This is a genomic window from Chryseobacterium sp. S0630, assembly GCF_024158915.1.
Taxonomy (GTDB): Bacteria; Bacteroidota; Bacteroidia; order Flavobacteriales; family Weeksellaceae; genus Chryseobacterium.
The window spans coordinates 137,903-149,864 of record NZ_JAMZGF010000002.1; the positions used below are offsets into that span (position 1 = coordinate 137,903).

An 11,962-nucleotide genomic window follows, 5' to 3' on the forward strand; every position below is an offset into this window, starting at 1 on the left:
TTAAAATAAAAAAAAGACATAATTTTTTCATTCTGAATAAGATATAGATTATTTTTTGGATTAATCATGTAGTTATTACATTGATAATACAAAATTACTACTGTCGTTTTTATTAAATTTGCCAAAATATACATATAAAACGACAACATGAAATGTGGACTGATTGAAAAAACAGAAAGCCAGTTTGTAGATTCTATAGAAAAAGAAGCTTACGTATGGTGCGAAAAAAACTGGAAACATGATGATTACGAACACAGGCATAACCGTGCTCAGCTTACATTTGTGGAAGAAGGCTATCAGTATTTTCATATTGACAGGAAAATTTATCTTGTCCCACAACATCATGTCATCTGGATTCCCTCAGAAAAAGCCCACAAAATTACTTCAGAGGCACAAACCGTTAATCTGATGGTATTCCTTTTCAAATCTGTTTTTGAAGATGAATTTTATCAGAATGTTCAGGTATTTGCCGTTCCCCCTGTTTTGAAAGAAATGCTTTTTTATGCCTCAAAATGGAACCAATCTCTGGATGAAAATGAAGAACAGGATATCTTCTTTAAAGCTATTTTAAAAAGTCTTCCTAATTTCTGCAAGGAAAGCAGCGGCCTGGAAATTCCTGTACCTGCTGATACCAGGCTGATTCCTGTATGCAATGATATCAACACTAATTTTAAATATAATCTGGATATTGATTCTTTAGCCGAAAAAGCGCAAATGTCTGTGCGAAGTCTCCAGAGAATTTTCAAAAATGAAACAGGAATTACCTTACAAAAATATCTGCAGCTGACCAGGATTTTAAAAAGTATCGAATTGATAGATACCAAACAATATACCTTGAGTGAAGTAGCTTATAAAGTAGGATATCAAAGTCTTTCAGCGTTCACATCATCTTATTTTGCGATTATGCAGACCAAGCCAAAAGTGAATAAAAGTCAGGGCGTTTCATCATGAGGCATATCCACGGGTTTCGATTCGGGAGAGCCTTTTTCACGCAGCCAAATTGATAAAAGAACAAGGGAAGCAACCGCCAGAAATTCACTCTGCCAGTTCTGAAAAGATTCAAACCAGAACCTTGATTCTGAAATATATTGCAATGCTGTTACGGGCGGTTTATTTTTCATCATCTGCTCATCATTAAAATCCGTAAGACTTCCATAGAAATGCAAGGTAAAACTCACCAGAAACAGGACTGCAAATGCAAGTGATAAGGAATGTTGATAGAGTTTCAGCCAAATTCCTCCTTTTTTCACGGGCCATGGTGCTTTGGGATGTACTGCAGGATCCCTGTCTACCTCTTCCTTTTCTGTCATAGATTTTGATTCGCTGGAACCTTTTTGCCTGAGAGAAATCGTTAATACCACGTAGATCATCATCTGGAGGAATTCGCTTTCCCAGTTTTCAAAAGTGGCCTGTATGAAATGTCCGCTGTGAATGTATTCACTGATTTTTAAAGCAGCCTGCCCGTTTTCAATCAATTCTTTGTTTTCCGTTTTCCAACCGGTAAAAAACTGTCCTGTAAGAAAGACAATCATCAGAGTAATCAGAACAATGCTTAAGCTGTTGCGATAAAAGAAACTGGGGCGTGACATTTTTTTTTGTTTAAAGTTTAAAGTTCAAGGTTTAAGAATCACGTTTTTGATAAGGAAATACTTTTTTCAGGTTCTGCGTGGCTGGCCCGGTAAGGATTTTTCCGTTAATATTGAATCTCGAACCGTGGCATGGGCAGTCCCAGCTCAGTTCGGCACTATTCCACCGCACTTCACATCCCGCATGTGGACAGGTACTCCTAAGCAAATGTAAAGTCCCGTCAATTTCTTTGTAAAGTGCGTAAGATTCGGATTCGTAGCGGATCACTTTTGCTTCGCCTTCTCCAACTTCTGAAAAGGATTCAATTTTATCCCTGAAAATTTTATCTTTCACAAAATCAAATGCCACAGTGGCTGCTTCCTTCACAAAATCTGAGAATCCAGCGACAGGTTTGATTCTTGAAGGATTAAATAAGTCTCCATACTTACTTTTTCCGGTAATAATCAAATCATGCAATATCTGCGATGAAAGTGTCCCGAATATCATTCCGTTTCCTCTGAAGCCTGTCGCCACAAAAACTCTTTCCTGAGTTCCCGGTAGTTTTCCAATGTATGGAAGCCCGTCCACCGGTTCATAGTATTGGCTGGACCAGCTGTAGAATACCGTTTCCACATCAAAGTATTTTCTCACATAATTTTCAAGCCTAGAGAAGCATGCTCCCGTATCATCAGCGTGCCCTGTTTTATGGTCTTCACCGCCTGCAATTAAAAGATTTTCACCATCGATATTCTGAATACGGTAATAATGATAAGGTTCACAAAGATCATAGCCTAACTCCCAGGGATATTTATCGTTTTTCAGGGTAAATGCCATCGCATAGCTTCTGTAAGGAGCATTGGTAAAGTGCAGAATATTGACTCCGGGAGGAATATGAGTGGCGTAAACAATATTTCGTGCCTTTATTTCTCCTTTTGAAGTTTTTAAAATAACATGATCTTCCTGCTCATCATGACTTTCACAAAGACAGTTTTCCTGAATAAAACCTCCAAGCCTAATAAATGCTTCACAAAGTGCTTTTGTATATTTAATAGGATGAAAATGCCCCTGTCCGGGAATTAATACCGCCTCTTTGAAAGGAACCGGAAAAGGAATTTCGTTCACGTAGCTCATTTCGTGGCCAACGTTTTCAGCTCCTTCAACAATACTTTTCAACCGTTCTTCCTGTTTTTCATCCAGGGCAAAGAGGTACGCTGATTTTCTGGTAAAATCACAACTGATCTTGTATTTATCGATATTATCTTCAATAATTTCAATTGCATCATGTCCGGATTCTGCATAGAGTTTAGCATTATCCAAACCAAAATCGCGGATGGCCTGTGTAAAGGTTGTATCAAAAAAATCATTTAAATGAGCCGTTGTACCTCCTGTTGTTCCGAATCCGATATTGGCAGCTTCCAGAATGATACATTTTTTTCCGGATTCCTGAAGTTTCAGGGCTGTTGAAACTCCGGTAATTCCACCTCCTATTATGGCAACATCAAATAGCGAATGGAGATCAGTTTCTGTAGAAAATTTCCTGACCTCTTCCTGCCATATACTTTTTCTTGCACCGTCTCTGTACATAACCAAAATATTTTTTGTTAAACTTATCTGATACTTAATGTATCGCTTTCAGGCAGACCTGTTTTGCCAGCACTGGGCGGGTTGTTCTTTTGGTCTCTTTTTCTGTTTTCATCTTCATCAATATTACATCTGCAAGAAGTAAAAGCAAATAAGCTGAGTACTCCTAAAATGAATGCCGTTGTTTTCATATGTTTAATATTTTGATGGGTTACTTTTTAACCATTTACAATCAATCCACCGTTGGGATGAAGCACCTGTCCTGTCATCTGTGAGGCATCTGGACTTGCCAGAAAAAGAAAGCTGAAGGCTATTTCTTCGGGCGTTGCATTTCTTTCCAAAGGAGGTTTGTTGGGATTTTCTTCTTTTTCGTCGAATGTTTCTTCAGTAAGTGGTGTAGCTACAGGTCCGGGAGCAACCGCATTAATGCGTATTCCTTTTGGCTTGGCCTGCAGTGCCAATGAGCGGGTGAAAGAAACAATAGCGCCTTTTGTAGCGGAATAATCAAGGAGCTCAGCATGTCCCTGATAGGCAGAAACGGAAGTGGTATTGATTACACAGCTTCCTTCTTTCAGATAAGGAAATACAACTTTCGTTAATAAAATCATTCCGACAATGTTGGAATCAAAGGTTTGTCTGATGTTTTTCTCTTCAAGCTGCTCTATGCTTTCTGCAGGAAATTGAACTCCGGCATTATTGATGAGAATATCAATTTTTCCAAATGCTGAATTAACTTCTTTCGCTGTTTTTTCACAAAATTCATAATCATTGATATCTCCTTGAAAGATGATGCATTTTCTATTCAGGTTTTCAATTTCTCTTTTCGTTTTTTCAGCATCATTATCGCTCGAATGATAAATAATGGCAATATCTGCTCCTTCCACAGCAAAAAGAAGAGCCACTGCTTTACCAATTCCGCTGTCGGCTCCGGTAATTAAGACAGATTTATTATTTAATTTTCCCATTTCATAATCCTTTTATTCTTTCTCAGTGGGTTTCTGCATTTCTGCCATTCTGTGAGCGGCCATACTATCACTTGAAAGATTAGTCATGGCTACGGACAGTTTATTTTTCAGGCCTGAAATTATTTTATCTTCATCATTCATCAACGCATTATATCCGTCAATGGCCACTTCTTCCGGAGAGGCCAGACTGTCTTTATCATCCAGAATTTTACTGCGGTTCATATCTGCTTTATTAAAGAAATCAGTATCTGTAGGCCCTGGTAAAAGTGCGGTAACTGTTATTCCTGAGTCTTTCAATTCTTCACGAATGGCTTCGGACCACGACAAAACAAATGCCTTGGTAGCATGATATACCGAATGCCATGGACCGGGAGCTTTACTGGCCACAGAAGCGAGATTAAGAATTTTTCCTGATCCTTTTGGAAGCCTGTCCTTAACAAAGAGCTTTGTAAGGATGAGAACCGAAATAATATTTAAATGAACAATATCTATTTCCCTGTGAATATCCGTATCCTGAAATTTCCCATACACTCCCTGTCCTGCGTCATTAACTAATATTTCAGGGCTTATTGCATTCATTTTCAATTCAGAATAAAGAGAATAGGCTTCTTCTTCCAAAAACAAATTTTTAGAGATGCTGATCACGTTTATTCCATAGTTTTTAAATTCTTCAGCTTTTCTTACCAGTTCTTCATGGTCTCTGGCCACAATAACAAGATCGTAGCCGTTCATGGCAAACTGTTTCGCGAGTTCATAACCAATACCACTGGTAGCACCTGTAATGAGTGCAAATTGATTTTTGCGTTCCATAGATTTTATTTTAAGATTAAAAGCCTGTTAAGTTCACTTTTAAAACAGCCCAAAATAAATTCTGTATAGTATAGCTGCGCGTTCAGGGCCTGAGTTTTGGGATGCAGTTCCAGTTTTTTAGTCAGAATAATCTCACCTTTATAGGAAAATGAGAAATAGGCAAAAATTTTATAGCCGGAATTCCTGATCGGGGTACAATAGCCTGTTGTGGCAATAGACCAGTCAGATTCATACAATTTTGCGATATTCAATGCCATTGTTTCTGCAATATTTTCAGAAACACAGTCACATTCTTCGGCTTCCTGTCTGTTGACCTTTAATAGTCTTACTTTTTCAGGTAAAGAATAGGTTGTCATTCCTCCTTTATAGAACATTGAAGCATTTGGCATCTGTGAAAAAGCCAGTTGTAAACATCCCGAGGTAACACTTTCTGCAATAGAAATGCTCTCATCAATGGTCATAAGTGACTGGCTGATATATTCTAGAAGATTTTTTTGGAAATCCATAATAGTGTATTTGAATCATTAGTTTGTATTTATTCTAAAAGCTTGTAAGCTTCCACGGGTCCAGAACGACCTTTACACATCCGTCTTCTTTTTTATCAAAGATTTCATACCCTTTACTTACCTCCTCAAGGGATAAACGGTGGGTAATTACATCATCAAGGGTGATTTTTCCGGTTACCACATAATCCATAAGTTTGTCTATGATTGGATGAACATTACACTGTCCTGATTTAATGGTAATTCCCTTGTCAAAAATTTGTCCAAGTCTGAAATTATCATAATTGACAGGATAAACTCCTAAAACAGATACGGTACCACCTCGTCTTACGGCACTCATACATGCTTCCAGAACCTTAACAGAGCCTTTTTCGAAGTTTATTACTGCTTTTGCACGGTCTATAAAACTTCTTTCTGGTTCAAAGCCTACGGCTTCAATACAAAGATCGGCTCCACGGCCGTCTGTCATATCTCTGATCTGCTCTATAGCACTGTCTGCATCCTCCCACAAAATGGTTTCGCATCCGGTAAGCATTTTAATACGATCCAATCTGTATTGAAGAGTATCAATTACAATAACCTTTTTGGCATTATGCAGAATAGCACTTTTGGCAGCCATTGTACCTACAGGACCTGCGCCAAAAACGGCAACGGTTTCTCCTCCCTTCAATTCTCCCCACATTACACCTGTATAGCCAGTGGGAAAAATATCTGTAAGAAATAAAACCTGTTCATCAGTAAGGTTTTCCGGAACTTTTCTTGGACCAAAATGCGCATACGGAACCCTTACATATTGTGCCTGTCCGCCATCATAACCTCCGTAAAGATCACTGTATCCGAATAATGCACCTCCTTTTTCTGTAAGAATTCCTCCTTCAGGACCATAATGATCAGGATTGCTGTGCTCGCAGGCTGTGGGAAGATCATGCTGGCAGAAAAAACAGCTGCCACAAGCTATGGGAAAAGGTACTACTACCCTGTCACCTACTTTTAAATGACTGATATTTCTTCCGGTTTCCTCTACAATGCCCATAAATTCATGACCCATAACCATGGGTCTGGCCTGGGGAATTCCCCCGGAGTACATATGAAGGTCACTGCCACATATTGCTGTGGAGGTCACCTTCAGAATAATATCGCGTTCATCAAGAATTCTGGGATCTTCTACGGTATCACAGGTAATCTTACCTGGTGAGTGAAAAACTGCTGCTTTCATAATTTGAATATTTAAAGTGATGGGTGTGGTGTGAAGGATGTTTATGATTTAAGCGTTTCTTTCCATTTCAAGATCCCAGACTCTATGTTTGGCTATGGCATTAATAAATTTATCTGTTGGTTTTCCGTCTTCCCAGGTAATAATTCCCGGATCGTCATGCTGTTTTGCTGATACATTGGAATTATGATAAAGGGCCTGAGTATCTGTCCCGAAATAAATGGCTTTACAGTGTTTATAGGCTTCGTTGATAAAATGCAGAACAAGGTGCTTATTTTCAGCAATCATCAGCTCACTTACGGAATCCGCACCCGAACAGATATAAAGGGCATCGAAGCACACACTTGAAGTATTGGTCAACGTATGTTTCGGGGCCAGTTCTGCGCCATCATTGGTTCTTATATGAGCCAGACTTGGGGCAATCAATTCCACTTTTGCTCCTTCTGTTTCAAGTTTTGTTTTGAGATCATTGATTGCACCACCATCAGCTCCGTTGGCCAGAATAAATCCTATTTTCCGGCTTTTAATGGTGTCTTTCACCGTATGTCTCATACTTAATGCATCAGAAATTTTTGTTTTAGGTTCCCTTTCTTCACTTTGAAGTTCTACAATATTACTGTCCGCAGGTAAGCTCTGATTAGGCCAATCCAGTTTTTTAACTTCTACCCCTACTTTTTCTGCTACTCTCCAAGCCAGGATCATATCAATATATCCTAATTGTCCCACCATTCTCTCTCTGATCTCCGGACGTGTCACTTTAGACAATTCAAAAATCAAAGCATTCTGCAAGTGTAATTTTTCAGGTGTAGACTGGCTGTTATAAAATAGTTTAGCCTGTGAATAATGATCAACAAAACTTTTACTTCTTTCTCTTACTTTCTCTCCGGAAACTCTTTCCTGCTGGGAAGCAAATCCGCCTTCAGACATCATGGCCTGGAAAGGGCAGCCTCCTCCGATAGAATTAGGTTCATAGCTTGTTTTTCCTTTGACAATCTGCTGTCTCATATGACCATCTCTCTGATTGTTATGAACCGTATTGATGGATCTGTTGATCGGTATTTCATGGAAGTTGGGTGATCCCAGTCTTGAAAGCTGAGTATCTGTATATGAAAATAATCTTCCCTGAAGCAAAGGATCATTGGTGAAATCAATTCCGGGGATGATGTGGCCCGGGTGGAAAGCAACCTGCTCGGTTTCTGCAAAGAAATTATCAGGGTTTCTGTTAAGCGTTAAAGTTCCAACAATTTCTACAGGAACTTCTTCTTCGGGTACCAGTTTTGTTGGATCGAGAAGGTCAAAATCAAATTTGTGTTCATCTTCTTCAGGGATCAACTGTACTCCGAAGTCCCATTCCGGATAATCACCGTTTTCAATGGCTTCCCAGAGGTCTCTTTTATGAAAATCAGAATCTATTCCTGAAAGAATCTGAGCTTCATTCCATGCAACGGAATGCACTCCCAGTCTGGGCTTAAAATGGAATTTTACAAAATGAGACTTTCCTTCCTCATTGATGAATTTGAAAGAGTGTACCCCAAAGCCTTCCATCATTCTGAGACTTCTCGGAATGGCTCTGTCGCTCATTATCCACATAATCATGTGCATACTTTCCGGCATCAGTGAAATAAAGTCCCAAAATGTATCATGAGCGGAAGCTGCCTGTGGAATTTCATTATCGGGTTCCGGTTTTACAGCATGTATCAGGTCCGGGAATTTGATGGCATCCTGAATAAAAAATACAGGCATATTGTTGGCTACAAGGTCATAATTCCCTTCATCAGTATAAAATTTTATAGCAAAACCTCTTACATCTCTTGCCAGATCTGTGCTTCCTTTACTTCCTGCAACAGTGGAGAATCTTACAAAAACAGGAGTCTCTTTTCCCAGTTGTGTTAAAAACTTCGCTTTGGTATATGCTGCCAGGCTTTTATTAAGTTTAAAAATACCATGAGCTCCTGAGCCTCTTGCATGCACTACTCTTTCAGGAATTCTTTCGTGGTCAAAATGAGTTATTTTTTCTCTGAGAATAAAGTCTTCCAATAAGGAAGGACCGCGTTCTCCGGCTTTCAAAGAATCCTGATTATTATTGATCTTTAGCCCCTGGTTGGTAGTAAGTTTTTGATCTTCATTGGAAGTACTGTGCAAGTCCAGTTGTTCTGTTTTTTTATTGTTTTCGTTGGTTTTCATATTCATAATCTTTTTGTGGTGGGTGTATTTTCAAAGAAGCTCAAGAACGTGTCAGTATGGAATCAATCTGTTTTATTCTCAAGAATTTCAAGAAGCCTGTTAATGTATTCTTCCTCTTTCAAAACTTTATAATAAGCGGTTTTAGCATACAAAGTGAAAGCAGGAGATTCAAATCTTATTTCAGTGCCCAAATCCGTGACATTCGTTGTATTGCTGGAATGAAACTCACGGATATTAAGTATATATTCTTCAAGATAAGTATCTATAACTCCTTTCAAGACTTCACAGGTAGCATTGTTTTTAATCTTTTCCAAAGATTTAATAAGAAAAGCTGTAACCCCATAAGAATTGATGATAGGCGGAAATAAAGACTCGTTTTCCAGCGCATTATTTTTGTCATTCAATCCGGAATGTTGTAATGTGTCGTTTTCAAATGTCATATATAAAAAATGGTATTAGTTATTGGAAGTTTTCAGATATTGTTCAAAATAATGGAAGTCACTTTTATCTTTTATGGATAAATAAAACATGATCTGTTCCGGTTCTTTTAATCCTATGCTGCCGAAGCAGTCGAAATGAGCAATTAACGCCTGTATATTTTCAATATCAATGTCTTTCAGAATGATAAATAAAAGAAAGATATTTTCTCTGATCTCTTTAGCATAAATTGCAGCTCCGTTCTCGAAACACTTTCCTGTATGGGATACTTTTACAAAATCTTTGTGTCTCAGTGTTTTTATGATTTTCTGACAGTCCATATATTTTGATTTCATGGTTAAAATAAGCCATATAGAACAAGCTACATGGCTTATTGCATAGTTTAGTCTTCTTGTTCTGCATCAAAATTGATGGATGTTTCTGCGATCTCCGTAAGATGCCAATCTGTATCTTCCTCTTCCTGAAGTGTTCTTTCAAGAAGATCTGCAGCTTTGTCGTGGCCCATAGTGATGGCCAGCTGAGCCAGCCCGCCGTAAGTAGCAATCTCATAATGCTCTACTTTCTGTGCAGCAATAATTAATGCTACATCTCTTGTTGCAGAGCCATCTTCTGTTGATTTGATGACTTCATCGCCTTCTTCGATGATACCTTTTATGGCCTTGCATTCTTTCTTTTCAGGCTTTTCGTCAATAAGCTGGAAGACTTTTTCCAGACGTTTAACGTGTTTTTGGGTTTGAAGATGATGATCTTCAAAAGCATCTTTCAGTTCTTCCGTTGTAGCCGCTTCCTGCATCTTTTCCAGTGCTTCAAGAATGGCATTTTCTGCATAGTAAATATCTTTAAGAGCACTTACAAAAAATTTATGCAGGGGAGAACTTTTCATTTCATCCTTATTAACAGTATCCTTATCTGCTATTCCTTTTTTGGTAGCAGAAACAGCATTATCGGTTTCTAATATTTTATTGGGCATGGTGTAAAATGGTGTTTGTTATTAAAGGATTACCTCCTTATATAAGAATAAAGAGGCAATCCTGGAAAAAGAATTATGAATTACGTCTGCCACCGAATCCGGAACGACCAGAAGATCTTCCGCCTCCGTGGGATGCCTGTCCGCCCATTCTTGCAATTCTTGTACGGTCTGCCTTGCTCATTGCTGCAAAACCTCTTTTGGAACTGCCTGAACCGGAACCCGAACTACGGCCCGAACTATTACTGTTACTATTATTTCCTGATCTAGAATTAGAACCCCTTCTTCCTGAGTTGGATTCAGAACTGGAAGATCTTACTCCTGATCTCGAACCTGAACCAGAATTGGATCGGTTACCGGAATTACCATTCGAATTCCTGCCATTTGACCCTCCTCTACCAGAAGTACCACTTCCTGATGATGATCTGCCTCGTCCTCCTGAACCTGAATTTGACCTTCCACGAGAATTTCCCCCAGAGCTGCTTCCACGTGATCCTCCTCTGCCAGAAGTAAATCTTCCCTGGCTGTCTCTCTGCTGATTTCCGTTTCCACTTCTGGAACCGCCTCTTCCTCCGCTGCGGCCTCTCTGATCATCATCATCGTCGTAATCTTCGTCATCATCGTCATCATAATCATCGTCATCGTACTCATCATAGTCATCTTCATCATAATCATCATCGTCATCATATTCATCAAAATAATTTTCATATTCTGAAAAATCATCATCGTAATCTTCATCTCTGGTTGCATCATTATAACCATGATCATACCCTAACTGGTATACTTCTTCAAGATTTTCCGGCGAATGCGAACGTCTTCCTGAACTGCTGTTTCTTGAATTTCTAGTGTTCATAACTGAATTTTTTATATTAATATTAAGTGATGGGTATTGCAGTCCGTGACTAGTATTAGACGGCAACAGTTGAGTGTCGGTAATTTTAATGGAAAAATAAAAAGCAAATGCTTTTTTGCGTGCCTTTTACTAAGGGCTTAAGAATAGTGTTGAAGAATAAATCAAATGTACGACAGAATAACTCACTTTTTTATGACCTGAGTCATGTTATTGATATTAATATAAAATTTTTCTATCCTTTAAAGTGAGTATACCTTCCTTTTCCATTTTCTTTAAGTTTCTTATCACTGTTTCTACACGGAGACCTGTAAGATTGGCAATCTGTTGACGTGTAAATGCAATATGGAAACAATGATGACAGTCTTCATCATGATAGCTTTTAAGATAATCCATTAAGCCTTTCAGTCTCTGCATAGGATTTAGTGAAGCCAGGCTCTGCATCATTTTCAATTTATAATAAATTTCCTGAGAAAAACAGGCATTCATTTCAAGAGAAAGATGAGGATGTTTATCGATCATTTCCAGAAAATTATTTTTGGGAAGCCTTATAATTCTGGAGGTATCAAGACAAACTGCATTCACAGGATAATCCTGACTAAGAAAAAGCATTGCTTCCCCAAAGCTTTGGTTTTTACCTAAAATATTATGAATAAACTCTTTTCCTTCTTCACTATAATTATTGAGCTTCACCTTTCCACTACCAATCTGATAATAATAAAGCGCATGATCTTCTTCTTTAAAAATAACTTCCTTTTTTTTATATATCCTGTCTTCTGCGCCATAGGAGTACAAAAGATTTTCATCAATATTCATGCAGCTTATTGTTTTCATAATTTCAATGGATTTTTTTAATGAAAAACAAATAATATGCCTGAAATAAGG

General features: G+C 38.3%; 14 protein-coding genes. 1 reads left to right on the forward strand and 13 read right to left on the reverse strand.

Translation table 11 applies throughout. The features are described 5' to 3' along the window. The first annotated feature begins 147 nt into the window (after window positions 1–147). Complete coding sequence (locus tag NK356_RS01540) at window positions 148–951, forward strand: AraC family transcriptional regulator (RefSeq protein WP_253316041.1); 804 nt, start codon at window positions 148–150, stop codon at window positions 949–951. On the opposite strand, the gene NK356_RS01545 is transcribed toward NK356_RS01540, so the two are convergent. The 13 genes from NK356_RS01545 to NK356_RS01605 form a co-directional block, all read right to left on the reverse strand. Next, window positions 933–1,589: a DUF6766 family protein gene (locus NK356_RS01545; RefSeq protein WP_253316042.1), complete on the reverse strand. Its 657-nt coding sequence runs from the start codon at window positions 1,587–1,589 to the stop codon at window positions 933–935. The two genes, NK356_RS01540 and NK356_RS01545, sit on opposite strands and share 19 nt — an antisense overlap. Window positions 1,590–1,620: 31 nt before the next feature. Further along, entirely contained in the window at window positions 1,621–3,150 is a 1,530-nt protein-coding gene (locus NK356_RS01550; protein WP_253316043.1) for an FAD-dependent oxidoreductase, read from the reverse strand. Window positions 3,151–3,173: 23 nt separating this feature from the next. After that, a complete protein-coding gene (locus NK356_RS01555) occupies window positions 3,174–3,338 on the reverse strand; it encodes a hypothetical protein (RefSeq protein WP_253316044.1) in 165 nt (54 codons plus the stop codon). 27 nt (window positions 3,339–3,365) lie between these two features. Continuing rightward, window positions 3,366–4,112 carry an SDR family oxidoreductase gene (locus NK356_RS01560; protein ID WP_253316045.1) on the reverse strand — a complete coding sequence of 249 codons (747 nt, stop codon included), beginning with the start codon at window positions 4,110–4,112 and terminating at the stop codon, window positions 3,366–3,368. Between the two features lie 12 nt (window positions 4,113–4,124). Continuing rightward, the gene (locus NK356_RS01565) at window positions 4,125–4,922 is read right to left on the reverse strand and encodes an SDR family oxidoreductase (RefSeq protein WP_253316046.1); all 798 of its coding nucleotides are present in this window, start codon (window positions 4,920–4,922) and stop codon (window positions 4,125–4,127) included. 5 nt (window positions 4,923–4,927) lie between these two features. Continuing rightward, complete coding sequence (locus NK356_RS01570; RefSeq protein WP_253316047.1) at window positions 4,928–5,428, reverse strand: CinA family protein; 501 nt, start codon at window positions 5,426–5,428, stop codon at window positions 4,928–4,930. Window positions 5,429–5,462: 34 nt separating this feature from the next. Then, window positions 5,463–6,641, reverse strand: coding sequence for a zinc-dependent alcohol dehydrogenase (locus NK356_RS01575; protein WP_034698245.1), 1,179 nt, complete (start codon window positions 6,639–6,641; stop codon window positions 5,463–5,465). Window positions 6,642–6,689: 48 nt separating this feature from the next. Next, window positions 6,690–8,828: a catalase gene (locus tag NK356_RS01580; protein WP_253316048.1), complete on the reverse strand. Its 2,139-nt coding sequence runs from the start codon at window positions 8,826–8,828 to the stop codon at window positions 6,690–6,692. A gap of 56 nt (window positions 8,829–8,884) precedes the next feature. After that, on the reverse strand, window positions 8,885–9,262 hold the full coding sequence (locus NK356_RS01585; protein WP_034698249.1) for a hypothetical protein: 378 nt from the start codon (window positions 9,260–9,262) through the stop codon (window positions 8,885–8,887). A gap of 15 nt (window positions 9,263–9,277) precedes the next feature. Further along, window positions 9,278–9,580: a hypothetical protein gene (locus NK356_RS01590; RefSeq protein WP_156106529.1), complete on the reverse strand. Its 303-nt coding sequence runs from the start codon at window positions 9,578–9,580 to the stop codon at window positions 9,278–9,280. Window positions 9,581–9,642: 62 nt separating this feature from the next. Next, window positions 9,643–10,230, reverse strand: a complete 588-nt coding sequence (locus NK356_RS01595) for a ferritin-like domain-containing protein (RefSeq protein WP_253316049.1) — start codon at window positions 10,228–10,230, stop codon at window positions 9,643–9,645. Window positions 10,231–10,303: 73 nt separating this feature from the next. Continuing rightward, window positions 10,304–11,080 carry a hypothetical protein gene (locus NK356_RS01600; RefSeq protein WP_051934533.1) on the reverse strand — a complete coding sequence of 259 codons (777 nt, stop codon included), beginning with the start codon at window positions 11,078–11,080 and terminating at the stop codon, window positions 10,304–10,306. Window positions 11,081–11,296: 216 nt separating this feature from the next. Continuing rightward, window positions 11,297–11,911 (reverse strand): Crp/Fnr family transcriptional regulator, encoded by a 615-nt coding sequence (locus tag NK356_RS01605; protein WP_253316050.1) that lies wholly within the window; start codon window positions 11,909–11,911, stop codon window positions 11,297–11,299. Window positions 11,912–11,962: the final 51 nt, after the last annotated feature.